Source organism: Microcella alkalica (assembly GCF_014137945.1).
Classification (GTDB): domain Bacteria; phylum Actinomycetota; class Actinomycetes; order Actinomycetales; family Microbacteriaceae; genus Microcella; species Microcella alkalica.
Window position 1 is genome coordinate 446,992 of record NZ_JACGWX010000001.1, and the last position, 24,267, is coordinate 471,258.

Consider the following 24,267-nt stretch of genomic DNA (forward strand, 5'->3'; position numbering starts at 1 on the left):
CCCGCACGCGCAGTCCGCCGTCTGCATGATCGGGTGGCCGGCGGGCTGCGCGCTGACGAAAGGGACGACGATGACCTGGAAGTCGAAGTCGAGCGGGCCGGTGCGCCGGCTGTGGGCGACGGATGCTCCGCGCGAGCCGCAGTTCGCCACGAAGTCGCTCAAGCAGGGGCCGTGGGCCTTGCAGCCGAAGCCGAAGCGCGAGCCCACGACGCAGGAGATCCCGGTTCTCGACGGCGCCCTCGGCGCGCGCGAGCGCGACAAGCTCGCCGGCCTCATGGATCAGATGCGGTTCGACCTCGGTCGCGGGCACCACCTCGAGGCGGATGCTCTGCTGCGTGAGCGGCTCAAGGCGAGCCGCATGTCGCTCAGCGACGGGGAGATCGACGATCTCATCGAGTCGCTCAGGGACGTCGACCGAGCGCGGCGCCTCCGCGAAGAGCGCGAGGAGCGGGAAGCGGCGGAGGAGGCCGAGGCGGCCGCGTCGGCCGGCCCGGCCCCCGCGGCCTGAGAGTTCGCCGAGCAGGCGTTCAGGTAACGTCCCGGTAGCGGGGCCAGGGTCGTCGCATGACTTGGCAGCCGAACGAGAACTCCCCGTCCCGCCTCGACCCGCGCGATGTCGAAGGCACGCCCCCTCCCGGAAGCGGCTCCGGCGAGCTCGTCGAGAACGGCGAAGCCGACCGCTCCGTGCAGGACGGCGGCCCCGTCGTCGCCGCCGACCACCCTGGTCGCCTCACCGAGTCCGCGAGCGGTGCCGAGCGCGACGCGGCCGTCCGCTACCCCTCCGACCCCGACACCCCGCAGCAGAGCGGACCGATCGAGGATGGCGCGCTCGACGCGACCGACGAGCAGAAGATCGACGGCATCCTCGCCCAGACGCGGCAGGATCTCGAGCAGGGCCACGGCCGATCCGCTCACGAGCTCCTCGCTCAGCGGTTCGAGCAGTCGCGCATCCCCGTGTCGGAGGAGCGCCTCGCCGAGCTCGCGGCCTCGCTGCAGCAGCATGAGAAGCACTGACCGCTGATCGAGGGCGCCCCGGTCTGCCGCGAATCCGCGGTCGGGCCGCGCTGCTCGGGGCGCGCGGGGGCGACGATCGTCGCCCGACGGCCCCGGGCATCCACCTCGCCCGTCTCGGCCCCGAGCACCTGCGTGCGCTCGGGGCCGTTCGCGTGCCAGAGGGCGGCCGTCCAGGCGCAGATCGCCGCATCGAGGAGGTCCTCCCGATGCTTGTAGGCGCGGTCGACGAGCGGCGAGGGCTCGTCGACGAGTGCGCGTGTCGCGGGGTGGCTGCGCAGGTCGAGTGGCGGCGAGCTCGAGGCGAGGCGTGCGAGCCGCGCGATGAGGTCATCGCACGCGTCTGCGCGGAGGCGGCGGGCATCCGCCCGGTCGATTCCGGGGATGAGCCGCTTGTAGCGCGGACGCTCGATGTCGTAGCCGAGCTCGGCGACGCCGACGAGCGTCGTGTACGGGTAGCACTCGAAGGCGACGGTCGTGCCGGCGGGCGGCGGCCATGTGCCGTCGGTGTAGCGGATGCCGCGGGGCTCGAGGGCGGCGAGGAGCAGCTCCCCGGCGCGTGCCGCCGCGCCCGCGTTCGACGCGTTCGCGGCGACCTTCCATCGGCCGTAGCGGGAGGAGACCTCGCGCTCCGCGGCGCGCATGCCGGTGGGGTTGGGCACGATCAGGGGCGCGTCGATCGCGATGACGTCGCCCCGCTGCTCGTGCGCGGCGATGAAGTCGTGGACGGCGTCGACTCCGCGGGCCCAGCCGGCGTCGAGGATGGCGCCATCGTCGTCGAGGAGGCAGAGGCCGGTCTCGTTGGGCGGGCGGACGCGGCCGGTGCGCGGGTCGGGCCTGCGGAGACCCCAGGCGAGGTCGATGCCGAAGTAGCGCGCCACGCGGCGAGCCTAGGCGGACGTGCTGGACGCGGTCGGCGCGCTGGTCGTCGTCAGGCGGCGACGGTGCGGGCGACGTGGCGGAGGATCGCGTCGCGGGTCTCGGCGGAGGTGGGCGGTTCGGCGCCGGGGCGCGCGATCGTCAGGGCCGCGGTCTGCTGGGCCCATTCGCCGACGGCGCGCAGGGTGCGCTCGTCGATGCGACGCAGCTGTTCGCGGCGGTCGGCTCCGAGGAGGCCGACGATACCGAGGCCGGCGATGAGGCCCGCGGTCATCGCGTCGCCGGCGCCGATCGTGTCTTCGACGGCGCCGTCGTAGCCGGGCAGGTCGATGATGTGCTCGGCGGTGACGAGCAGGGCTCCGTCGGCGGCGCGGGTGATGATCGCGAGGCAGGCGCCGCGTCGGATCCAGCGCTGGGCGATGGCGATGTGCGTCTCGTCGCCGTAGAGGTAGGCGACGTCCTCGTCGCTGGCCTTGACGATGTCGCTCAGGCCGGCCTGGCGCTCGACGCGGATGCGGGCGGTGACGGGGTCGGTGTCGTGGGCGGGGCGGATGTTGGGGTCGTAGCTGATCGTCGCGGTCGCGCGGGCGTCGCGGACGGTGTTCTCCAGGTCGTCGCAGCACGTGTGCATGGCGGCGGCGAGTGAGCCGAAGTGGAGAACGTCGACAGGGCGGTGGTCGGGCATGCCGCAGCCGAGGCTCCAGTCGAGGTCGAAGGAGTACTCGGCGGAGCCGTCGGCGCGCAAGTGGGCGATCGCGGTGGAGGTCGTGCCGGCGCGCATGGGCACCAGCAGGTCCACGCCTTCGCGGACGAGTCGCTCCTCGAGGAGGTCGCCGCGCTGGTCGGCCCCGAGCTCGGTGACGAACTGAACGTCGATCCCCTGGCGGGCGAGGCCGATGCTGGCGTTCATCGGGCTTCCGCCGGGATGCTCGCGCGTCTGCGGCTGGTCGCCGTCTCGGTCGTCGTGGACGATGTCGATCAGCGATTCGCCGATCACGAGTGCTCGTGTGCGCGTCGGTGGCGTCGTGAGACGTCGGGTGTCCACCATTGCACCTCCCCTTGGATGTGCCGACCACCCCCAGTGGTCGTTCTAGTGCGACGTTATCTCGTGAACAGCAGGTAAACGAGAGGTTGAGACCATTTCACCCTCGCTTTGGGGGTGTCCACCTTAAGGGGGACACTCTGGGGGACTTCATGTTGTCGGTCAGCAGCCGGGGCCGCGTGGGTTGGAGACGCAGTCTCGGTCGACGAGGGCGGTAGCGGCGCTGTCAGCGACGACGATCTCGATCGGGGGGGAGGGGATGGCGAGGGTGCCGGGTATGGCGGTGAAGGGGCCGGAGCCGCCGACGCGGTACTCGGCGGCGTAGTCGACGAGGAGGGTGATGGTGTAGGTGCCGGAGGCGGTGTAGACGTGGCTCGTGGGGGTGGGGTCGAACTCGTCGAGGCCGAGAGCTTCCCACGTGGCGCCGGGGGTGGAGGTGCTGAGCGGGGCGGATCCGTCGCCGTAGTCGAAGAGGTAGGCGACGGGGGTGAAGCGCACCTCGGCGACGGTGCCGAAGAGCTCGCCGGTGCGGACGCTGCTGCCGCCGGTGGCAAGGATGTTCGCGTCTAGCCCCCGGACGGCCCAGCCGCTCGGCTCGGAGGTGAGGGTCGCGAGCTCGGGTCGGAAGGAGGCGACGTCGCGGATCGTGATGCCGGGGGTGCCCGGCGCGGCGTCAGCGGGCGGGGGAGCGGTGTGGGCGCCGGGGCGGGCGGCGCTGCAGTCGGCGGCGACGTCGCCCTGCGCGACGCACCGCTCGACGGGGACGACCCAGGGCGGGATGCCGGGGGGCGGGGTCCATGCCGACGCTGACTGCTGCCCGCGCGCGTCGTTTCCGGCCGACCTTGACTCAGTCCCGTCGCTTCCTTGCCGCTCTTGTGAACCGGTCAACGTAGCGGTGTCACCATCTGTCGTTGAGTCGAGCTGGTTCTCCCATACGTTCGCCGATGCCGGAACTGAAAACCCCACTGCGAGAGCGAGTGCGACTACTAGGACTGCCAGGCAGCGCACGACTCAACCTCCTCGACCTCCGAGTACTCCTCCAGCGTCCAGTCCTCTGGAGCAGTGAAAGACACAACGGACTCGATGACGTACGCCGTGGGGCGATCGGCACTTACGACAGACTCGCCGGCCTCGTTCAAGACATCAACGCCTGTGTTGCTTAGGCAGTTGTAGGTGACGACTTCGGTCGACGACTCCGTCGAGATGACCTGCTGCAGGACGGACTTTTCGAGCCTGGTCTCACCGATGGAGATGAGACCTTCTTGCTGCCAGCGCTCGGCTCCCTGTAGGTCGTCGGTCCAAACCTCGTTGGAGACCAGGGGTCGAATGCGCTCTGGATCAGTTCCGCCCTCCTGAAGCACCGTGTTCACAACGGCCAGGTACTCGGCATAAGCCGCCTCGGCGGCCGCGAGCGCTTCCTCGTCGCTCGCGAACAACGGCTCGGCCTCGGCCGCGGGCGGCGCGCTGGGCACGGCGGCTTCGGGCGAGCATCCGGCGAGAGCGAATGCGGATGCGGCGATCAAGAGCGCGAGGGGCAGGCGAGGCGACGTCACCCGCACAGGGTAGACAGAGCATTCGTCGCCCTCGGACGTTCTCCACACTCTCGAAGTACCGCTCAAGAACTGACGATTGGGGAGGAGCGGCACCGCGGTCAGCGTTCCCGTGAAACCCGCGTACCGTTAACTGGTGGGCCACGAGCCCGCAACGGAGTGAGGGAGCAGCAGTACATGGACGAGTGCATTCACGGTTTCGAGCCCGGCATGTGCGCGTCGTGCTTCCCTCCGCCCGAGCCGGAGAAGGTCGCGATCCGTCGTGCGCCGAAGGCTCCGAAGACGAATCTGCGCACTCCCGCCCCCGGAACGACGGCCGCGAAGGCTCCTGAGCCGCGCGCGAGCAACCTCCCGAAGCGCATCTTCCACGTCACGCACGTGCGCAATCTGCCCGCGATCATCGCGAGCGGCGAGCTGAAGCCGAGCTCCCTGAGCGCCGAGCAGGCCGAGGTCGTGCTTGCGAGCCCGATCACGCACGAGCTGCGGGCGACCGCGCAGGCGACGGCAGACGCATCCGTGCTCGAGTGCATCGCGTTCTCGCTCACGCCGCGCGCGACCTGGTGGTCGCTCGTGCAGGACGGCGCCGCCGGCCCCACCTGGAGCGACGACGCCCGCCGCGCCCTCGCCGTCGACTTCATCGTGCTCGGCGTCGACATTCCGGCCGTCGCCGACCGCCTCATCGTCACCGACGGCGACGCGGCCGCGATGACGACCGCCGTCGGCAGCACCCCCGACGCGGCGAAGCGGATGCTCGCCCGCGCCGCCATGGACGAGGCCGTCATGCAGGCTGCCGAGGCCCTCGTTCCCGGCACGGTGCCGCTCGCGAGTGTCGCGCTCGTCGCCGTCGCCAACGACAAGCGCCGCGATGAGGTCAAGCGCGCGCTCGCCGACGCGGGCCTCAAGGCGAAGGTCGCGGTCTACCCGCCGTGGTTCGTGCCGACGCCGATCGCCTAGCGCGAGCGCACACCACGTCACGAGAACAGTGAATCCGTTTCGGCGTGTCCCCCGCATGCGGGGTCCCGTTCGGCGTGCCCAGGGTGCACAATGACGAGAAGCCTTCGTGTCCCCGCACGACCGGCCGTTCACCCGAACACCCGCACCCAGTCCCGCGCGTGGCACCCGAACCACCCATCCTCGCGCTCGACGGACCCCCCGATGGGATGCATCATGACCGATATCGCCCCCGCGCGCTCGAGCTTCGCCTACGCGGGCCTCGCCCGCCCGAACCTCCCCGCCGCCGGAGCCCCCGCCTCCGTGCCGCCTCTCTTCAGCGTCGTGACGGTCGAACCGCGACCGGATGACGCCGAGCTGCTCCACGACTCCAACGGCCGCGCCGAGTGGATCGCCGCCGAGCTCGTGAAGGCCGGCGCCGTGTTCGACGGCAAAGTGCACGTGCCGCAGGCGAAGAAGCTCGCCAAGAATGCCGGAGCCGTCGAGCCCATCACCCTCAGCGCCCTGAAGGCGATCGTCTCGATCACGCTGCGCGAGATGCCGCGCGTCGAGGCGCAGTGCTTCCCGCCGGGGGTCGTGCTCGCCGCGATCGAGTGCGGCCCGCACTCGGCGTCGCAGCTGCAGCTCGAGCAGGGCGCCCGCCTGATCACGCGCATGGTCTCGTACTACTGGTCGGCCGTCGCGAAGGCCTACCCCGAGGCATGGGATGACCGGCACGGGTTCATCCTGTGGCAGAGCTTCGGCCTGACCGCCCTGAGCAAGTTCGGCGGACGCATCATCCAGGAGCGCGTCGACGAGCGCGAGATCATGCAGCAGTACTTCGACACGGCCCTCGCCGCGGTCGCCGCGCGCATGCCGCTCGACGTCGCCGACTTCGCGGGCGTCAGCTCGCAGGCCGGAGCCAAACAGGTCTACTCGATGCTGCTCGAGGCCAACAGCGAGCACGGTGCGGCGTTCACCAAGCTCGTCGACTCGCTCGCGCAGACCATCGACTGGGGCAAGGCGGCGTCGGCGCGGTCGCCGTTGCCGTTCGGCTAGGTCCTCCACAGCTCGAGAGCCCGGCGGTGTCGTACGCACCCGCCGGGCTCTCGTCTGCGCTCGGGAGCCCTCACGGGCATCCGGTGCGGTGTTTTCGTTTCTAGTCGTCGAGGACGAACGTGACCTCGAGCGTCACGTGCCACGTGCGCACCGTGCCGTTGTCGACGTCGACCTTCTGCTCTTTGACCCAGGCTCCTTCGACGTTGCGCAGCGTGGCGCTCGCGCGCTCGATGCCGGTGCGGATCGCGTCCTCGAAGCTCGTCTCGGATCGTGCGGTGATGGTGGTGACGCGGGCGACTGATGACATGGCGTTCCTCCTTCGTGCGGTTGCGGGTGAAGGGGCCAGTCAAGGTGCGCGGCCGTTGCGCCGCAAGGGGGTGCGCCTGCTAGAAGGGAAGCGCTACTGTGCCCGACTGCACGAGGCCGGTGGTGATCACGGCGGTGGCGGCGATGAGGGCCGAGCCGAGCATCCCGACGGCGATCGCGGCGGCGTAGCCGGCTCGCGCCGACGGCTGTCGGGCGGCGTCGGCGAGCTCGGCGGCGTCGACGCGGGTGACGAGGCGGTCGTCGATGCGCGGGGGAGCGAGGCCGACGAGCTCGGTATAGGCCTCGGCGCTCTCGATCGCGGTCTCGATCTGGTCGGGGCTCGCGGGCTGCTCGGGGCCGACGGGGGCGGTGCGGGCGGCGGGGCGGGTGCGGCTGGTCCACTCGGCGCCATCCCACCAGCGCTCCTGGCCGGGGATGGTGGGGTCGGCGAACCATCCCTCGCGCGGCTGGATGATCACGATGTCAGTCACGTGAGAATGCTCCGGGATGCCCCTGGCATTTTTCGGAGCGCCCCCCGAATGGGGGGTGTGAATCTGCGATCGCGGCTCGGGTTGCTAGTTGGTGCTCGTTCGGAGGTCAGCGGCGCGTGCGGATCGCCCCGACGAGGATGCCGGCGAAGAAGACGACGGCTCCGGCGACGGCGAGCAGGATCGCCGCGGTGGTCTGCAGTGCAAGCACGCCGACGAGGCCGTACACACCCACGATGACGGCGATGACTCCGGCGAAGACGAGCAGCAGTGATAACCCGCCGACGAGTCGGCGCGTCTTGCGGTCGCGCTTGGGTGCGGTGGCGACCGACAGCAGCGGCACGGATGCGGGCGACGTCGGGGGAGCGAGGTCGACGAGCTCGCTGTAGGCCTCGGCGCTGAGGATGGCGGCGTTGAGCTGGTCGGGGCTTGCGAGCGCGGTCGGCTCGACGAGCTGTGACTTGGCGGATTCGCGCGTCTCGTTCGTCCAGGACGTGCCGTCCCAGCGGCGCTCATGGCCGGGGGAGGTCGGGTCGGGGAACCAGCCCTCGGCGGGCGGTGCCTGGCCGTAGTCGGCGGGGTTAAGGGTCATGGCGGGTTCCTCGGGGCTCGGGTGGGCGCGCGTGGGTGAGGCGCGCGGTGAGGTGAGTTCATTATGCGGCGCGGTGGGCGCCGTGGCGAGCAGGTGGGCTCGCGCTACGAGGTGAATGTCGCGAACCGCTCGGCGAGGAAGTCGCGATCGGGGCGGTCGTCGCGACGGGCCGGCAGCTCGAGCGGCTTGCCGTTCATCGCCTGGAGGCCGTACTGCAGCATGGGCCCGTCACGATCGGCGAGCAGACGTTCGTTGATATGCACGACGTAGTCGGGGCTGACCCCGAGGAAGTTCTGGTCGTAGGCGGCGTGATGAATCTTGCACATCGCCATGCCGTTCGTAACGACGGGCAACCCCCGCTCGTCGGTGTCGGCGATGATGTGCGCGGCGTCGAGGAGCTCGGCGTACTTCAGAGTGCAGACCGCACACCGCTTGTTGTAAGCGCTGAGCACGCGCGCCCGAAACACAGGCTGGTGCACGCGCTGTTTGACGAGGCGTTCGACGTAACGCTTGTCGAGCGTGGTCGCCGTGGTGGCGCGCACGCCGCTCTCGTCGATGTCGATGACGAACTGGCGGCGCTCGGGCAACACGTCGATGACGCGCACCGGAAAGACGGGAACGTAGAGGTTCGGCAGCGGCTTCTCGAACAGGATGATCGGCACCTGCTGCTCGAACGCGACGTGCAGCTTGCGGTTGTCGCCGGCGTTGAGGGGGCCCTGCGCCCACGAGTAATAGAGCAACCCACTCGAGCGGTCGATGGCGTCGTCATAGACGTTGTAGCGGCCTTTATCGCCGGCCGAGACGATCGCCAGGGTGGCATCGAACTCGGCCGGGTTGCGGATGCCCTTGTTGCGGTCGATGAGCGGGATGCGCAGGCCGCCTCGCAGCGTGAACGCGGTCAGCTCGTCCCGGCTGGCAAAGCCACCTCGCGCGTCGATGAAGAGCTCAAGCTCGGCGAAGATCTCCAACCGCAGACGTGCCTGTTCCTCGCTCGACAGCATCCGCACTCCTTGCCCTATTTCACCGCAGCCTATTGGTAAGCCCAGACTTTGCCACCGATTCGGGGGTGTCGACTGCGATAACCAATCGACCTACGCTCAACTCCAATGGCACGGATGATCCCTCCGACGATCGGCGATGACGCCCCACCGGGGGAGCACGCCGTCTTCGCGGCGCTCCGCGACGCGCCTCGCACCGACGACTGGGTCGTCTTCCACTCGCTCGAGATCGCGCGGCACGTCAGTCAGGTGCAGGGCGAAGCCGACTTTGTGGTCGTGGCGCCAGGGCAGGGCATCCTGGTCATCGAAGTGAAGTCGCACGAGAGCATCGAGGCTGACGGCGAAGGGCGCTGGCGCTACGGCAGCCGCGACTGGGTCACACGCAGCCCCTTCGAACAGGCCTCGGGCGCGCAGCACTCCATCATCGAATACCTGCAGTCGAAAGGATCTGGACCCGTCGGCTACCCGGTCTTTCACGCCGCGTGGCTCACGCAGCTGAGCAAGACCAAGATCGCCCACAGCATCAGCTGGCACGACTGGCAATTGCTGGATGCCGCAGACCTCGCGAATGGCAACGCCGCCGCCGCGGTGATCCGCACGCTGACCCACGCGAACACACACCTCGCCGAGAACGTCAGCGGATACCGCCGCGTCGCGGGACAACCCGACGCTGCGCACACCGCCAGAATCACAGAACTCCTCATCCCACGATTCGTCGCCGAGCTCAGCGCGAAAGAGCTCGCGCGGCGCCGCGAGGCCGAGCAAGCCCAGTTCACGGCCGAGCAAGTGAAGGTGCTCGACGTGGTCGGAACCAACCCGCGGCTGCTGGTCGAGGGGCCCGCCGGCTCGGGAAAGACGTGGGTTGCGGCGGAGGCCGCGCGCCGAGCCTGCGTTGCCGGAAAGCGCACCCTCGTCGTCGTCTTCAACCGCCTCATCGAAGCCCGGCTCGCCGAGCTGTGCGGTGAGGGGGTGGAGGTGCGGCGCATCCACTCGCTGATGGCGCAGGTCGTCGACCGGCATGCAGGGCGCAACGAGGCGCGGCGCAAACTCGAGAGCGGGCGCGTCGAGCCGGAGTGGTACGACCAGACCCTGCCCGAGCAGGCGCTCGAGGCGGCGCTCGAGCTGGGTCCGCAGTTCGATTACCTCGTCGTCGACGAGGCGCAAGATGTGGCGCTCGAGCAGTACCTCGACGTGCTCGACGCGCTGCTCGTGGGCGGGCTCGAGCGCGCCTCGGTCTTCATCACCGGAGACTTCGACCACCAGGTCATCTACCGCCGGCACGCTGAGGACGGCACCGACGATGCACCGGATGCCCGCGCCACCGTGCTGCGCCGCATCCCGGGTCTCGTGACGCTGCAGCTGCGGTCGAACGTGCGCATGACCCCCGAGGTGGCGCGCTTCGTGGCCGAGCTCATCGGCGAGCCGACCCTGTACAGCAACCACCGCCGCAGTGACGACGACCAGGTCGCCGTCGAGCGCCACCCCTTCACCACCATGGATGAGCAGCAGCACCTGCTCGCTGACGCCATCGAGCGAATCCTGTCGGAGCCGTTCACGGTTCGCGAGCTGGTCATTCTGTCGCCCTACGCACGCGACCGGTCGGCTGCAGGCCATGCTCGGGCAGGTCAGGCCATCGATAATCACCTCACCTCACGGCTCGGCATGAATATCCAAGACCCGATGCTCATCAGGTGGGGGAGCATCCACGAGTTCAAAGGTCTGGAAGCAGCCGCGGTGATCTTAACCGATGTCAACCTGTCGAAGGGCTACCACCGCGACCTGCTTTACGTGGGGGCGTCCCGCGCGACCGACCGGCTTGTGGTCCTGGAGCAAATCAGCTGAACAGATTGTCTGGACGCTTTACCCTCGGAGTGCCATTCGACTGACGGTCCCCACCCCGGCATTACCGTTGTCCCTCCAATTGGGGCCATCGACCGTTCCGACACGCCCGTTGCCGCGCTTCCCAAGTTGACGACCCCTCGATAACGTCGAGGGGTGTCGCCAGCTCACCTCACCCGTTCCGAAGCCGGGTCGCGCGGCAACATCCAACCTTCCGTGAGGCGCCACAACTTTTCAGCGACCGCTACGGGCCCAGTAATTGTCGACGTTTGCGGGCCGGCTTGAGGGCGCCCCGCTACATACGCTGCCCGGTGTGCGGTCAGCGGGCCGCGCTCAAAGGAGGTTCGATCATTGGTGCCCACGCAAGCGCAAAGCACGAGAGCTGTGCAGGCCCACGCGAACTTCGCCACGAAGTAGGGGACCCGACTCGTCGCGACCAGTTTGTGCTCGTCCATCGACTTGAGGAGTTTTTGTCGCGCGTCAGAATGTTTGGCAGGGGTAGTTAGTTGCTGATGCAACGCCCCAGCTGAAAGGTCTGAATGTCATGAGTCGTCCCCCCACGATCCCCGCGGAGAAGAAGCTCCGCATCGTGTTGTCCGTGCTGCAGGGCGAGATCACGATCGCCGAGGCAGCCCGCCGCGAGAAGGTCTCCGAGCAAGCGATCGGGAACTGGAAGCGCCAGTTCCTCGAGGGCGGCAAGGCTGGGATCGAGGCGGGCAAGTCCAAGCCCTCGACCCGGGAGCAGCAACTCGAGGACGAGGTCGCCGAGCTCACCCAGGCTCTGGGTGAGGCAGCGGTTGAGATCCGCGTCTGGAAGAAGAGCGCCGAGGGCCGCTTGGGCCCTTCGAGGACCTCGAGGTGATCCGCGTCGAGGCGGGCATGTCGACTTCGAGGTTCTGCCAGCTGATCGACATGCCCGAACGCACCTGGCGGCGCTGGCAGGCCAAAGCGAAGCAGTCCCGACCGCCGAAGGGCCCGTGGCCGCAGCCGGCGAGGGAGGCGGCCCGCGAGCTCGCCACGAAACACGCCTTGGCGCATCCGGCGTGGGGTCATCGGAAGATCTGGGCGATGACGCGGCATGACGGTCATAAGGTGTCGCAGGCGACTGTGCTGCGGCTGCTGCGCGATGACGGGCTGATCCTGCCGTCCGAGTACCAGAGGCAGCGCCGCCAGCTCGCGGCGGATCGCAAGGCCGCGTTCGCGAGAAACCCGACGGGGCCCAATCAGGTGTGGCAGCTGGACTTCAGCGAGTTCGAGACCACGACCGGTGGCACCTGGCGGATCGCCGGGTGCCGGGACTGGTTCTCCAAGGTCGAGCATCCGTTCCACGTGTCGCCGACAGCGAATCAGCACGACGCGATCGCGGCGATAGAGCTCGCCTTGGTCGATTACGAAGCGATGTTCGGGCACCCGCTCGTCGACACCTGCCCTATCGATCCCGAGACCGGTGAGCTGCTGCCGGTGGTGACGATCGTGACGGACAACGGCGGCCCGTTCCGGTCGCTGAATTTCGAGCTGTTCATCATGCGCCACCCCGAGCTACGTCACGTCCGCACCCGAGTGAGATCACCGGGTCAGAACGGGTCACGCGAACGCGGATTCGGAACATTGAAATACGAGCGGCTGTTCCTCGACGACATCCCCGACGCGCTCACCCTCGTCGAACGCGCAGAGGACTACCGCATCGAGTACAACACCGAACGTCCTCACGAAGCGATCGCCTGGAACCGGCCGATCGACGTGCACCTCGGCCTGGCCGACCCCACCATCCCCAACTTCGAAATCGAAGAAACCCTGCCAACTACTTGACGCGGGACATGTTCCGCTTCATGGTGGGCGAGGTCGACGCGGGGGAGTTGCGCAGCCTTTTCGTGGCCGCCGATCTGCTCGCGCGCCCCGAGTTGATCGAGCGCGGCATTCGCGTACTCGAAGAGGGTGCCGACTTCGAGCGGGGCGAGCGGTGGGGCGTGTACAACATCCAGCGTCTCTACCTGACCGTGTTGGAGGCGCTCGATATTCGCGAGAGCACCATCCCTGGAACCCCCGCGCGAGCAGAGCTCGTCATGTACCAGCTCGGCAAGTTCTCGCAGGTAATCTCAGACTTCGAGGCCATCAACTTCGCCTCAGACCCTGAGCGCAAGTACCAGGGCTTCGTGCGCTTTCTCACCGACGACCGCCAAGCGCCGAGCTACTACGAAGAGAGTGACGGCGACGCCGGATACGCGACCCCCGACGCGGTCACCATCACGACGGTGCACCGCGCGAAGGGCATGCAGTGGCCGGCTGTCTTCGTGCCGTGCCTGCGCAAGAACCGCTTTCCGATCCGATCCTCCGGCGGAATCAACCTCTTCCACGTCATCCCCGTCGAGGCAGTGCCCAACGGAGCCCGCTACCGCGGCGGTCGCTCAGAAGAGACGCGCCTGTTCTACGTCGCCGTGACGCGAGCGCAAAAGTACCTCTACCTGACCTGGGCCCCCATCGCGAGCAACCAACAGGCTCGCGCCCGCTCTGACTTCTTCCGAGACGCGGCCGCCTCCGACTGGATGCTCACCGCCGACCCCGGCTTGCCCGACGTGCCCCGGCTCACCCCGACCCCCAAGGTCGAGACGCCGGCCGTCACCATCTCGTTCTCAGAGCTCAAGTATCTGCTCGAGTGCCCGTACCAGTTCAAGCTGCGCTTCATGTACGGCTTCAACCCGCCGATTCACGAGGCGCTCGGTTACGGTAAGGGCCTGCACAACGCATTGGCCGAGATGCACAAGCGCGCGTTGGCGGGCGATGTGCCATCGCGTGACGAGACGAAGAACCTCGTCGACCGGCACCTCCTGACGCCCTACGCTTACCCGACGCTGCGCGAGAACCTGCGGGCAGCCGCGATTCGGGCGCTCGAGCACTACTTCGACGCTCACGGAGACGATCTCACCCGAACCGAGCACAGCGAGAAGCAGATCGAAGTGGTCGTGTCGCCCGGCGTCACGGTGAACGGCCGCATCGACCTCATCAAGCGACTCGAGAGCGACGAGGTCGCGATCGTCGACTTCAAGTCGACCGAAGATGCCCAGGACTCCGACATGACGCGCGACCAGCTCAGCGTTTACGCGCTCGGGTACCGCGAGTTGACCGGGGCCTCCGCTGACCGCATCCAGGTGTTGAACCTCGACGAGCGCGGCGACCCGTTCAACGTTCCGATCGATGACGCGCTGCTCGCCGACATCCGAACAAAGATCGAGGCGGTGGCCAAGGACATTCGCTCCGAGTGGTTCCCGTGCGGGCACGACCACAGTGCTGACACTGCGTTCAACGACTTGGCGTGGTTGGCGGAGGGATCACCCGGATAGTCCAGATCGTGTCTGCAAAGCGGCACAGCCTCGCCAGGTGTCGGAGATCCGAATTACGACCCTTTTGCGCCGTCGTCGGTCGCCTGTACTCTCTGATGAGCGAAGGTCGGTGATCTAGTAGTCGCTGAGGAATCATCCTCGGCCTCGTCGAAGCGCTGCAGAGCTGAGGCGCGGACGGCCCAGTGTCGTCTGCGGCAGGTCGATTGCGACCCGCCGTGAATCACCGTGAAGAACCCAATAGCAACAAAGGTAGACGCCGACCTTCGCTTCACCAAGGAGTCACTTAGATGGTCGAACGGCTTGATCCGAACCTTCGATCGTACTTCGACCTGTCCAGCTTGGTGCAAGTCTCCGGAGCTGACTCGGGCTTCATCGAAGATGTGGTTGACCGTCGACTAAGTCCGTACTACGTGAGTGCAGTCCCTAAGCGCACTGGTGGGAAGCGCCACATCGAAAAGCCCAACGCCGAGATCCTCGCGATTCAGCAGCCGATCCTGCGTGACATATTGATGACCAGATCGCCGAGCGAAAAGGTCTTCTCGTATGTGAAGGGTCGTTCGCCGGTTCAATGCGCGCGTCAGCATCTCGGTGCTCGGTGGCTCCTGAGGGTAGACCTGAAGGCATTCTTCTACTCCATCTCAGAAGTGGACATTTATTACCTGTTCCTCAAAGAGTTCGGCTTCAAACAGCTCACTGCCTTTCAGCTCGCGAGACTGGTTACTGTCGTGTCTGACGACTCACTCGAAGTGAGCGAAGTCGACCTACTGAAGGCGCACCCCCACGTGTCCAAGTACCGTTCCCGCTATGTTGCCGGTTACACGCCGCAGGTGCTCGGCCATCTGCCTCATGGCGCCCCGACCTCTGGGGCTTTGTCCAATCTCGTATCGCGTCAGCTGGATCACGCCATCGCAGCTCTTGCCGTCCAACACGAACTGGTGTTCGCACGGTACTCCGACGACATCTATCTCTCGGCGCGGCGGCCGATCACTCGAACTCAATCCACCAAGGTGCTCTCCGATCTCTCAGGCGTCATTCGCGGCAACGGCTTCGTCGTGAACCAAACGAAGACGCGCATGTCATTCGAAGATGACAAGAAGCTTGTCCTCGGAATCCACGTTGACGGTGATCGGCTGCGACTTCGGCGAGAGTACCGAGACCGAATCGACTACGAACTCCACATGATCGAAACACACGGAGCGGAATCTCATGCTCAGAAACGGGGCGATAAGGGGGTCGCATTCCTGCTCGGCCGAGTCTCTGGGCTGATCGCCCATGCCCAAGATGTCGACCCCGAATGGGGCCGCGGGAGAAGAGCACGTTTCCGCGCGATCCTGATGGACGGCAAGAGCACTGAGGCGCTGCTGCACAAGCATTTGACTGAGCGACGAGAACGCCTGAGATCCACCTAAATCGTACTCTTGGATCGCGGTTGCCGCTGATCGGGGTGAAGTTCCTTTTCATCGTCGACCACCTGCTCAGGCAATCGCGAATCCCCTCCGAGTCGGTGCGCTCGCGACCATGTGTTGCCGTAACCCGGCACAGGGCTTTAAAAAGGTTCAACCACGTGAAAGAGATCATCTGCCCCAACTGTGGCAAGGCCTTCACGATCGACGAAGCCGGATACGCCGACATCCTCAAGCAGGTGCGCGACACCGACTTCGAGAAGCAGCTGCACGAGCGGCTCGAGCTTGCCGACCAGGAGAAGCAGCGGGCGATCGAACTCGCCGAGACGAAAGCTGCCGGCGAGCTGCAGAAGGCTGCGGCCGCGAAAGACTCCGAGATTCAGGCGCTGAAGGCCAAGCTCGACGCGGGGGAGAGCGCCAACAAGGTCGCCGTCGAGTGGAGTCCCGCATAGTGGATGCTCCTATTGCTGTCAAGCGGCTCGCGTTGGGCGGAGCCGAGCCAGCGCGAGGGTGGCACGTTGCTCGAGTTCGGGGTCGGCGCGGGTGCCGATCTCGAGTCGGCGGAGCCGCTGGTAGGGGACTCCGAGAGGCAGGATCGGCGAGCTCGCAGGCTCCGGGGCAAGTCCGACCCTTTGGACGCGCACCAGGCAGCAGTGACGGTTTTGGCCGACACGAACACTGCGATTCCGAAGACCGGTGATGGCGCTGTCGAGTCCATACGGATCCTTCTCGGGGAGCGGCGCTCCGCGGCAAAGGCGCGGGCGCAGGCGATGAACCAGATCCACGCGCTGCTGATCACCGCACCCGAGCTGGTCCGGCAGGCGTTCCGCGCCCTCAGCGGGCAACGGCTCATCCGCGCGCTCGCAAAGACCCGCCCCGGCACGAGCGCGTCGGCTGCTGCGGAAGTCGTTGCCCGTCAGACGTTGCGGAGGCTGGCCGTCCGTCACCTCACTATGCAGGCGGAGATCGACCTGATCGAGCAACAACTGGATGCCCTGATTCGGCAGGTGAACCCCGCTCTGCTGTCGCTCAGCGGGGTCGGCCCGGTCACCGCCGCGACGTTGCTGGTCGCCGCTGGCGACAACCCCGAACGTCTCGCCACCCGGGCCAGCTTCGCCGCTCTGGCCGGCGTCGCCCCGATCCCCGCCTCGTCCGGGCAACGCACCCGGCACCGACTCTCGCGGGGCGGGAATCGGCACGCGAACGCAGCACTGCACCGGATCGTGCTGCTGCGCATGCGCCACCGGGAGCCGCGCACCATGGCCTACTTCGAACGGCGCCGCGCCGAGGGCCTCACCGACCGGGACATCATGCGCTGCCTGAAACGCCACATCGCGAACCAGATCTACGCAATCCTGCTCCACCCCGCCACCGACAATCCGGTCGGAAGCGAACTGCGAGCCAGACGACAGCAGATCGGCGTTTCGATCAGCGTGCTCGCCGCCTCTCTCGGAGTCCCCTACCAGCGGCTCCGCCGACTCGAGATCGGCACCCGCGCCGACCCCGAACTCGAGCAACGTGCCACCCTCGCGCTGGCTCGGCTCCGCCCAACGCGAGCCGCTTGACAGCAATAGGAGCATCCACTTCCAGGGACTTGACCCTCAACACAGTAGAACGAGAGTCCGCAGCTATGAAGGAGAGCCTGAACCGCCTCGCCCGCCACGCGAAGACTCGCGAGAGTCATCTGCTTGTTCTCATGGACCAAGTGAATGAGAAGCAACGCGTCGATCGCATGCCGAGGCTCTATGCCCACATGTTCAGCCGCTCGAGCGAGTTCGAAGAGATGAAGCGCCTCGTCGAACCACCCATGCACATCGACAGTGCGGTCAGCGCGAACATTCAGTTTGCTGACTGGGTTGCTGCCTGCGTTTCGCGGGCTGTCGATTACCAGCTCGTCGAGCGTTCCGAACATGCCTGGGCCACCGGTGGGGTCTTCGATGCGGTGCGCGGTGCATTCACCCACAAGTCGAAAGTGCATCTCTGGAATCGGAGCGTGAACGACATTTTCCACTCGAATGTCTTCCTCCGTGAGCGCGCTCTGTATCCGAGCGTGAAAGGGCATCGAGTGTCGGCGGGCATGCCGGAAGAGGCGCTGCGGAAGCTTCGAGCTGCAGCCGAGAAAAGTCAACGCCGCAAGTGACCCCTCTCCTCGTCGCGAACGATGACTTCGTGAGGTGCTCACAGTGCAGGCAATCGGGGTCGCGCTGGCGTGCACTGATCCCCATGGAGCGTCGAGAGAGATGCAAAACACTGATTCAATGGTGATCGCTAAACCTGCCATAAGCGGATATAATGGCAGGTATACCTGTCAGGGGGCGTCATGGTTCAGCGAGCATCCGCACGGCAGCAGCGCCTGCTGCGCGAGTTCGGGGCGCATATCCGAACGTGGCGGAAGCTCAACGGGGTGTCGGCCACCGACCTCGCCGCGCGTGCCTTCGTCACGCGCGAGACCCTTCGGCACATCGAGAACGGCACCGGCTCACCGCGGCTCGACTCGGTGGTCGCCGTTCTGACGGCGCTGGGCATCGCCGACACGGTCGTGACGGCGGCTGACCCGTATCGGTCAGAGGCAGCGCGCGCTCGACTCGACGCCATCATCGGTGCAGGCGGCACGCCGTGAACCGAGTCGAGGTCTATCTCGACGGCCTTGAGGCAGGGCCTGTGCACGTCGGAGCGCTCGAGGCCTCATTCACTGGCGGTCGCGCACTCGCGTCATCGTCGTTTCAGTACGCGCCGAGCTATCTGGCGCATCCGGGCCGATACGCCCTCTCGCCCGACCTCCCGCTCGCGACCGGGCGCCTCTACACCGACGAGACTCGGCCGCAGTTCGGGGCGTTCGCCGACGCGGCGCCCGACGAGTGGGGCCGCAAGATCGTCGAGGCCGACCACGCCCGGCGCCGCACGCTCGACCCGACGATGCCCGCGCAGCTGGGGCCGTTCGACCTGCTTCTCGGGGTCGCCGACCGCACGCGCATGGGGGCGTTGAGGTTTCGCGCGGGCGACTCGAGCGAGCATCCATGGCTCTCGGAGGACAGCGGCGTCGCGCGCCTGCACGAGCTCGACCACGTCGTCGAGGTGGCGCGTCGCTACGACGCCAACGAGGCAACCGATGACGACCTTGCCTATCTGTCTGACATCGCCACGAGCGCCGGCGGCGCACGCTCCAAAGCGAACGTGCTGATCGCCAACGGCCAGCTCGCCATCGCGAAACTGCCTCACTCGAAAGACGGCGTCTTCGACGTCGAAGCCTGGGAGGCCCTCGCGCTCACCATCGCCGGCCGCGCGGGGCTGGCGGTGCCGCGCTTCAACCGGGTGCCGGCCGGGGCGTCGACGTCGGTGCTCCTCGCTCACCGCTTCGACAGAACGATCGACGGCTCGCGCATCGGCTACATCTCGGCCGCGACGGCCATGAGCATCGGCGAGCACGAGGGTCGCAGCGTGACCTACGTCGATTTCGCGGATGCTCTCGCCGAGCTCAGCGAGAACCCTGCGGCCGACCTGCGCGAGCTGTACGGCCGCGTCGCCCTCACCGTGCTCATCAACAACGTCGACGACCACTGGCGCAATCACGGGCTGCTGCGAGGGCGCACCGGCTGGCGACTTGCTCCCGTGTTCGACCTGAACCCGTCGCGCTCGCGCGGAGTCATCACCTCGCGGCCCATCAGCGCCGACGACGACCCGCGCCGCCGTGATCTGCGCAGCCTCATCGCGGTGGCCGACGCCTTTGGCCTGTCTGGCGCGTCGGCAGCTGCAGTCGTTCGGGGAGTCGGCGAGCAGGTGGCGCACTGGCGCGACGTCGCCCGCGAACGGCAGATCGACTCAGGCCAGATCGAGGCGATGGCTGTCGCGTTCGACGAGCAGCAGCTCGACTACGCGCTCGGGCTCGTCTAGAGCCCCCACCGGACGTGCCGCAGCCGCTCGACCCGCTCCACCTCAACTACCGTGGTCGCCATGCACGTGCGCCTCTCGCTGATCGACTCGGTGCCACCCGTCACTCGCGACATCGCGATCGACCCCGGCACGACGCTCGACGTCGTGCACCTCGTCATTCAGCGGCTGTTCGACTGGCAGAACGTGCACCTGCACCGCTTCGACTCGGTCGACACGTACGAGCGGTGGCGCGCGGATGTGCCTGAACCCCGCTCGTGGCTGTTGCCGTCACTACTCGACGAGTTCGACGGCGAGCCTGACGCTGACGCCACACTCGCCGAGGCCCTCACGGTGGGCGGCGGCACGCTCTGGTACGAATACGACTTCGGCGACAGTTGGCGGCTCACGATCACCGCGATCGACGGCGACGACACCCCGCGGTGCGTGCTCGCGGCGGTCGGGCAGCCGCCGCACGACGACTCCGGCGGAGTCCACACCTTCAACGAGCGCCGCGCGAAACGGGTCACCGCCTCCGAGCCGGTCGACATTGCCGCGCTCGACACTGTCGCGCTCAACATTGCCGCGCTCGACGCGAGCGTGCAGACCTTGCTCGCCACCACGCGCACCCTGCCGCTTGTGCGCCCCCTGCTCACACGCGTCACGACCGACGTCGGCTCAGACTGGTGCGCGCGCATCGCGGCCGCGGCGGAGCATCCGCCGATCGTCGACGACGCAGCGATCGCCGCCAGCATCAGACCCATCGAATGGATGCTCCGCCGCATCGGCCCCGACGGCACAGCTCTCACGGCCGCGGGCTGGCTGCCGCCCGCGATCGTGCGCGACGCCATGCGCGAGCTCGACTGGGAGCATCGCGACGTCGGCATGATGAATCGCGAGGACCGCACCTTCGCCATCGCCGACCTACGGGCGCTCATGCGGCAGCTCGGGCTGCTGCGCGTCGCGAAGGGTCGCATCGTGCCGACCGCGGTCGCGCGGCGTCTGCTCGATGACTCGCGGGCGCTGTGGGGTCACGTCGCCGAGCAACTCGTCGAGCGCCAGCCGAAGCCGGTCGGTCGCGACCTCATGCTGATGCTCGCGCTGCAGCTGGTCTCGGGGGAGGCGCTCGACGAGCAACCGCTCGCTGACCGCATGGCGCGCGACCTCACCGAGCTGGGATGGCGAGACCCGCGCGGCAGTCGGCTCGAAGAGCTGCTCGACGGCCGCGTGACGCCGGCGACGGCGGCGAGCATGCTGTCGTGGGCGCAGCAGCCGCTGCGCGACCTCGGCGCCTACCCCGAGAGCGGGCGGCGGCGGTGGGAGTGGGGCAGCGAGCCGACCGAGATCGGTCGGGCGCTGGGGTGGGCGATGCTCGGCGGCACGCTGGTGCAAGGTCAAGACCAGATTACTTAACGTATGTATTCATGGACATTAAAGTGGTTTAGGTCTACTATTAGCTACATTATGAGCAACTCAGGGCGTCCCGTTCCCTACGCTGTCGACTCCGCAGCGCGGGAGATCGGCGCCCATCTCGCCACCTGGCGCAAGCTCCAGCGGCTCACCGCGCAGCAGCTCGCCGAGCGCGCCGGAATCGCACGTTCGACGCTCTCCAAACTCGAGAACGGCGACAGCAGCGTCGGGTTCGACGTGGTCCTCCGCGTCGCCCGGGCGCTCGGTGTGCTGCAGCAGTTGGAGGACGCGCTCGATCCGCTCGAGACCGACCTGGGTCGCGCGCGAGCCGACGAGCGCTTGCCGCAACGGGTGCGCTCGTGACGTCGATCACCGCCGCGCTGCAGCTGGATGAGAGCGCGCCGCCTATCGACGTCGCAACCCTGTACTCGCAGGTTCGTCGACGCACGGTCACGTCGACGCTGGCCTACACCGCCCCATTCGTCGAAGCGAGCGAGGCCTACGCGCTCGAGCCCGCACTTCCCCTGACGCTCGCCGCGCAGCCCATCGACGGGGTGCTGCCGCGCAGTTGGGCCGACGCGGCTCCCGACCGGTGGGGGCGAACCCTGATCGAGCGCCGATGGCGGGGCGGGGCATCCGCTGCGGGCGATCGCGCGCACGATGACCGCGACTACCTGCTGGCCGTCTCAGATCTCACGCGGCAGGGGGCGCTGAGGTTCCGCCGCGACGGTGAGGCGGAGTTCGCGGCCGCGACGACCGAGGTCCCGCCGCTCGTCGAGCTGCCCCGACTGCTGCGGGCTTCCGACGCCGTCGTGCGCGACAACGACGACTTCGCCGCGGTGAAGGCTCTGCTGGATGCGGGCACGGCGTCGCTCGGCGGTGCCCGACCCAAAGCATCGGTGCGCGACGGCGTCACGCTGCACATCGCGAAGTTTCCGAGGCCGGGCGACGAGTGGAACGTCATGCTGTGGGAATCAGTGGCGCTTGAGCTCGCCTCGCGATGCGGCGTGCACGTGCCGGCGTGGAAGGTGCTGCCGATCGACGGACGGCAGGTGCTCGTGCTGCAGCGATTCGATCGAATGGGCTCCCGGCGCATCAACTACATCAGCGCCCTCACGCTGACGCAGGGTCGTGACGGCGACCTCGGCGACTACCTCACCATCGCCGACGAGCTCGCCGCACACGGGGCGCGGGTGGCGAGCGATCTGCGTCAGCTCTGGCTGCGCATCGCCGTCGGGGTCGCCCTGCACAACACCGATGACCACTTGCGCAACCACGGCTTCGTGCGCGCACGGTCCGGGTGGGCTCTCGCCCCCGCGTTCGACATCAACCCCGAGCCCCTCGCGGCGAACCGGCACGCCACGGCGCTGGCCGGTCGCGACGACGCGAAGGGAATGGCTCAGGCGCTGGTCGAGCACGCGGCGATGTTCGGCCTCGCACCCGACGAGGCTCGTGCGGGCTGCAGCCGCGTTGTCGGCCAGGTGAGCCAGTGGCGCGAGGTCGCCCGGGCGGCTGGCGCGCCGGCGCGCGAGATCGAGCGGTTTGCTGACGCGATCAACGCAGGGCTCGAGTCGCTGCGAGCGGCGGCGAGCTAGAACTCGCGCGTCACGGCGAGCACCGCGTCGCCCGGCTTCAGCGAGGCGGCGAACGCGTTGGGGGCATCCTCATCGATGACGCCGATGCGGGGCGTCGGGATGCCGGCACGGATCGCCGTCGTCTCGACGATGCGGTGCAGGCACCGCTCCTCCTCGGCGGTCACCGTGCGCAGGCCCGCCGTCTCGGCCGCGGACTTGGTCGCGTTGGTGAGCGCCTGCCACACGTAGAGCGGGCACGCGATCACGATCAGCACCAGTGGCCACAGCTCGGCGAACACCCACGACGCGAAAAGGCCCAGGCCGATCACCGCGAGGCAGAACAGGGCGATGAGCAGGATGCTCCACCGCTTGTTGCGGGCGATCTGCCGGTACACGGGGTGAATCTACTGCCGCGCGGGGCGGAGTGGCACGCGGTGCCGAAGTGAGTTGCGGCTGGGAAGGGCAGGCTCAGAGCTCGACTGCCCCAACCAGGAATGAGCGGTCGCGGTCGTTATCAAGAGCACGAACGCTGAGAGCGGTGACCCGTACCCCGAGAAGCTCCTCGAGGCAGGCTTCGAACGCACCGAGGCTGAGCAGCGCGGCCGACGGAAGTGGGTTTACGAGAAGGTCAAGGTCGCTGGACTCGCTTGCCGTCCCGCGAGCCACGGAGCCGATGACGGTGACCGCATCGAAACCGTGCTCTCCGGCGAGACGGAGAATCTCGCGACGATGCGCAAGCACGTCGTCGAGTGTCACTGCAGGCGACCCGCCCGGCGCAGTGCCTCGAAGGCCAGGAGCTCAAGATCCTCCCGCCCGTCGACGAGCGCGGGGGAGTCCTCGCCCAGCACCTCAACGGTCAGTTCGACGATCTCCGACGGCGCCGCGAGATCCAGATGGCGGATCAACGCGGTGATGTCTGCGTAGTCCTTGCGCGCGTATCTCGCCATCTTCATCGCCAGGAGCGCCCGGGGCGATGCGAGCCGAAGCGCGCGGCCCCTGAGCGCGACGGTGACGAAGTGGCGCGGGTCGTCGGTGTCGAAAGCGATGAAGGGGCGAGCGTTCTCGTTGATCCACTGCGGACTCAGCCCGTGCTCGTCCGCCATCGCCTGCGCGATCGCTTGGATCCGGTCGAATGGGCGGAAGAGCCCGTCGACGTCGGGAGTGAGCTGATCACGGCCCAGCTGCAGCGCCATGGCGGCCCCGCCCACGACGAAGATGTCGGCGTCGACACCTGCATCGTCGGCACGCTCCAGCAGTTCGGCGAGGAGGCCCTCGATCTCCTCGCCAGTGAGCTGGCGGTAGCCGTCGTTCACGCGATCCTCCAGTCTTCAGCGCGCGACAAGAGGTTCTTCTGACGGAACACCTCCGGCGTGCGCGCGCGAAGCCACTCGCGGAATCGTTCACTGGGTTCGTCGCCCAGAGCGGTCTCGTCAGGCAGCGCGGGCACGGCGAGCATCCACGGAGAAACCGCGCGCCCGGTGCTCTGAAGCGCGTACGCGAACGCCGTGGCCAGGAACGTCGACCACATCATCGGGAGGTCCGCCGTCTTCGGAGCGGCGACCGCCCACGCCGGCGGCTCCACGCCCGGATGCTCGTCGAGGTAGCGGATCAGTCGACCCACCGATTCGGTGAGGTCTCGGGCCGCGGCATCAATGTTGCCGTGACCGAGCTGCGTCGCGATCGAGCGGGCCGCAGTCTCTGGCGCTATCAGGTCAGACTCGGGCCCGGCGGCGGCGTTCACCTCCCAGCCCGTCGCCTCGAGAAGTGCTTGCATCGTCGACCACGTCGGGTCGAGTGCTCCGCTCTCGATCCGGCTGATCGTCGACTGCGCGATGGCGGAACGCCGGGCGAGGGCGGCCTGGCTGAGCCCGGCGGATCGTCGAGCGCGAAGAAGCGTCCGTGCGGGCTGAATCATCGGGACCTCCTATGCGTATACGCATAACAGTCTAGGCGGGTCCCAGGACTGAGGCAATGCCGCGCT

29 protein-coding genes are annotated in these 24,267 nt (G+C 67.8%); 17 read left to right on the plus strand and 12 right to left on the minus strand.

Annotated elements, in window-relative coordinates; translation table 11 throughout:
- Window positions 1-70 precede the first annotated feature (70 nt).
- Both FHX53_RS02115 and FHX53_RS02120 read left to right on the plus strand, forming a co-directional pair.
- Window positions 71-508, plus strand: coding sequence for a hypothetical protein (locus tag FHX53_RS02115; protein ID WP_182489695.1), 438 nt, complete (start codon window positions 71-73; stop codon window positions 506-508).
- A gap of 56 nt (window positions 509-564) precedes the next feature.
- Window positions 565-1,014, plus strand: a complete 450-nt coding sequence (locus FHX53_RS02120; RefSeq protein ID WP_182489696.1) for a hypothetical protein — start codon at window positions 565-567, stop codon at window positions 1,012-1,014.
- Here the strand turns inward: FHX53_RS02120 and FHX53_RS02125 are convergent.
- The 4 genes from FHX53_RS02125 to FHX53_RS02140 all read right to left on the minus strand — a co-directional run bounded on the left by FHX53_RS02125 (window position 927) and on the right by FHX53_RS02140 (window position 4,485).
- Window positions 927-1,892: a DUF429 domain-containing protein gene (locus tag FHX53_RS02125; protein ID WP_343050746.1), complete on the minus strand. Its 966-nt coding sequence runs from the start codon at window positions 1,890-1,892 to the stop codon at window positions 927-929. The two genes, FHX53_RS02120 and FHX53_RS02125, sit on opposite strands and share 88 nt — an antisense overlap.
- A gap of 50 nt (window positions 1,893-1,942) precedes the next feature.
- Window positions 1,943-2,938, minus strand: a complete 996-nt coding sequence (locus FHX53_RS02130) for a carbohydrate kinase family protein (protein WP_182489697.1) — start codon at window positions 2,936-2,938, stop codon at window positions 1,943-1,945.
- A gap of 156 nt (window positions 2,939-3,094) precedes the next feature.
- A complete protein-coding gene (locus tag FHX53_RS02135; protein WP_182489698.1) occupies window positions 3,095-3,820 on the minus strand; it encodes a PKD domain-containing protein in 726 nt (241 codons plus the stop codon).
- Window positions 3,821-3,918: 98 nt separating this feature from the next.
- The gene (locus tag FHX53_RS02140) at window positions 3,919-4,485 is read right to left on the minus strand and encodes a hypothetical protein (protein ID WP_182489699.1); all 567 of its coding nucleotides are present in this window, start codon (window positions 4,483-4,485) and stop codon (window positions 3,919-3,921) included.
- Between the two features lie 174 nt (window positions 4,486-4,659).
- Between FHX53_RS02140 and FHX53_RS02145 the strand changes: the two genes are divergently transcribed.
- Complete coding sequence (locus tag FHX53_RS02145) at window positions 4,660-5,436, plus strand: DarT ssDNA thymidine ADP-ribosyltransferase family protein (RefSeq protein ID WP_182489700.1); 777 nt, start codon at window positions 4,660-4,662, stop codon at window positions 5,434-5,436.
- Between the two features lie 213 nt (window positions 5,437-5,649).
- Window positions 5,650-6,471, plus strand: coding sequence for a ParB N-terminal domain-containing protein (locus FHX53_RS02150; RefSeq protein ID WP_182489701.1), 822 nt, complete (start codon window positions 5,650-5,652; stop codon window positions 6,469-6,471).
- A 100-nt stretch (window positions 6,472-6,571) separates the two neighbouring features.
- Here FHX53_RS02150 and FHX53_RS02155 read toward each other — a convergent pair whose 3' ends face one another.
- The 4 genes from FHX53_RS02155 to FHX53_RS02170 form a co-directional block, all read right to left on the minus strand.
- Entirely contained in the window at window positions 6,572-6,778 is a 207-nt protein-coding gene (locus FHX53_RS02155) for a dodecin family protein (protein ID WP_182489702.1), read from the minus strand.
- A gap of 79 nt (window positions 6,779-6,857) precedes the next feature.
- A complete protein-coding gene (locus FHX53_RS02160) occupies window positions 6,858-7,268 on the minus strand; it encodes a DUF2510 domain-containing protein (protein ID WP_182489703.1) in 411 nt (136 codons plus the stop codon).
- Window positions 7,269-7,374: 106 nt separating this feature from the next.
- Window positions 7,375-7,857, minus strand: coding sequence for a DUF2510 domain-containing protein (locus FHX53_RS02165; RefSeq protein ID WP_182489704.1), 483 nt, complete (start codon window positions 7,855-7,857; stop codon window positions 7,375-7,377).
- 104 nt (window positions 7,858-7,961) lie between these two features.
- Entirely contained in the window at window positions 7,962-8,858 is an 897-nt protein-coding gene (locus tag FHX53_RS02170; RefSeq protein WP_182489705.1) for an HNH endonuclease, read from the minus strand.
- 114 nt (window positions 8,859-8,972) lie between these two features.
- On the opposite strand from FHX53_RS02170, the gene FHX53_RS02175 reads away from it, so the two are divergent.
- The 13 genes from FHX53_RS02175 (at window position 8,973) to FHX53_RS13980 (ending at window position 22,307) form a co-directional block, all read left to right on the plus strand.
- Entirely contained in the window at window positions 8,973-10,697 is a 1,725-nt protein-coding gene (locus tag FHX53_RS02175; protein ID WP_182489706.1) for a nuclease-related domain-containing DEAD/DEAH box helicase, read from the plus strand.
- Window positions 10,698-11,238: 541 nt separating this feature from the next.
- On the plus strand, window positions 11,239-11,556 hold the full coding sequence (locus FHX53_RS02180) for a transposase (protein WP_159502532.1): 318 nt from the start codon (window positions 11,239-11,241) through the stop codon (window positions 11,554-11,556).
- Between the two features lie 50 nt (window positions 11,557-11,606).
- A complete protein-coding gene (locus FHX53_RS02185; protein WP_246335436.1) occupies window positions 11,607-12,503 on the plus strand; it encodes an integrase core domain-containing protein in 897 nt (298 codons plus the stop codon).
- A gap of 8 nt (window positions 12,504-12,511) precedes the next feature.
- Window positions 12,512-14,032, plus strand: coding sequence for a PD-(D/E)XK nuclease family protein (locus tag FHX53_RS02190; protein WP_182489707.1), 1,521 nt, complete (start codon window positions 12,512-12,514; stop codon window positions 14,030-14,032).
- A 287-nt stretch (window positions 14,033-14,319) separates the two neighbouring features.
- Window positions 14,320-15,441 carry a reverse transcriptase family protein gene (locus tag FHX53_RS02195; protein ID WP_182489708.1) on the plus strand — a complete coding sequence of 374 codons (1,122 nt, stop codon included), beginning with the start codon at window positions 14,320-14,322 and terminating at the stop codon, window positions 15,439-15,441.
- A 155-nt stretch (window positions 15,442-15,596) separates the two neighbouring features.
- Entirely contained in the window at window positions 15,597-15,887 is a 291-nt protein-coding gene (locus tag FHX53_RS02200; protein ID WP_246335381.1) for a hypothetical protein, read from the plus strand.
- A 66-nt stretch (window positions 15,888-15,953) separates the two neighbouring features.
- Entirely contained in the window at window positions 15,954-17,000 is a 1,047-nt protein-coding gene (locus tag FHX53_RS02205; RefSeq protein ID WP_182489709.1) for a transposase, read from the plus strand.
- A 29-nt stretch (window positions 17,001-17,029) separates the two neighbouring features.
- The gene (locus FHX53_RS02210) at window positions 17,030-17,575 is read left to right on the plus strand and encodes a DUF3800 domain-containing protein (protein ID WP_425488293.1); all 546 of its coding nucleotides are present in this window, start codon (window positions 17,030-17,032) and stop codon (window positions 17,573-17,575) included.
- Between the two features lie 180 nt (window positions 17,576-17,755).
- Complete coding sequence (locus FHX53_RS02215; protein WP_182489711.1) at window positions 17,756-18,055, plus strand: helix-turn-helix domain-containing protein; 300 nt, start codon at window positions 17,756-17,758, stop codon at window positions 18,053-18,055.
- Window positions 18,052-19,326 carry a HipA domain-containing protein gene (locus FHX53_RS02220; RefSeq protein WP_182489712.1) on the plus strand — a complete coding sequence of 425 codons (1,275 nt, stop codon included), beginning with the start codon at window positions 18,052-18,054 and terminating at the stop codon, window positions 19,324-19,326. The genes FHX53_RS02215 and FHX53_RS02220 overlap by 4 nt, the downstream gene beginning before the upstream one ends.
- 60 nt (window positions 19,327-19,386) lie before the next feature.
- A complete protein-coding gene (locus tag FHX53_RS02225; RefSeq protein WP_182489713.1) occupies window positions 19,387-20,715 on the plus strand; it encodes a plasmid pRiA4b ORF-3 family protein in 1,329 nt (442 codons plus the stop codon).
- A gap of 51 nt (window positions 20,716-20,766) precedes the next feature.
- Window positions 20,767-21,075 (plus strand): helix-turn-helix domain-containing protein, encoded by a 309-nt coding sequence (locus FHX53_RS02230; protein ID WP_182489714.1) that lies wholly within the window; start codon window positions 20,767-20,769, stop codon window positions 21,073-21,075.
- Complete coding sequence (locus FHX53_RS13980) at window positions 21,072-22,307, plus strand: HipA domain-containing protein (RefSeq protein WP_182489715.1); 1,236 nt, start codon at window positions 21,072-21,074, stop codon at window positions 22,305-22,307. The genes FHX53_RS02230 and FHX53_RS13980 overlap by 4 nt, the downstream gene beginning before the upstream one ends.
- On the opposite strand, the gene FHX53_RS02240 is transcribed toward FHX53_RS13980, so the two are convergent.
- The 4 genes from FHX53_RS02240 to FHX53_RS02255 all read right to left on the minus strand — a co-directional run bounded on the left by FHX53_RS02240 (window position 22,304) and on the right by FHX53_RS02255 (window position 24,201).
- On the minus strand, window positions 22,304-22,681 hold the full coding sequence (locus tag FHX53_RS02240; protein ID WP_182489716.1) for a M48 family metallopeptidase: 378 nt from the start codon (window positions 22,679-22,681) through the stop codon (window positions 22,304-22,306). The genes FHX53_RS13980 and FHX53_RS02240 overlap by 4 nt on opposite strands.
- A gap of 73 nt (window positions 22,682-22,754) precedes the next feature.
- Window positions 22,755-23,042: a nucleotidyltransferase domain-containing protein gene (locus tag FHX53_RS02245; RefSeq protein WP_182489717.1), complete on the minus strand. Its 288-nt coding sequence runs from the start codon at window positions 23,040-23,042 to the stop codon at window positions 22,755-22,757.
- Window positions 23,039-23,599, minus strand: a complete 561-nt coding sequence (locus FHX53_RS02250; RefSeq protein WP_182489718.1) for a DUF6036 family nucleotidyltransferase — start codon at window positions 23,597-23,599, stop codon at window positions 23,039-23,041. The genes FHX53_RS02245 and FHX53_RS02250 overlap by 4 nt, the downstream gene beginning before the upstream one ends.
- Window positions 23,596-24,201: a helix-turn-helix domain-containing protein gene (locus tag FHX53_RS02255; protein WP_182489719.1), complete on the minus strand. Its 606-nt coding sequence runs from the start codon at window positions 24,199-24,201 to the stop codon at window positions 23,596-23,598. Before FHX53_RS02255 ends, FHX53_RS02250 begins: the two co-directional genes overlap by 4 nt.
- Between the last annotated feature and the right edge of the window lie 66 nt (window positions 24,202-24,267).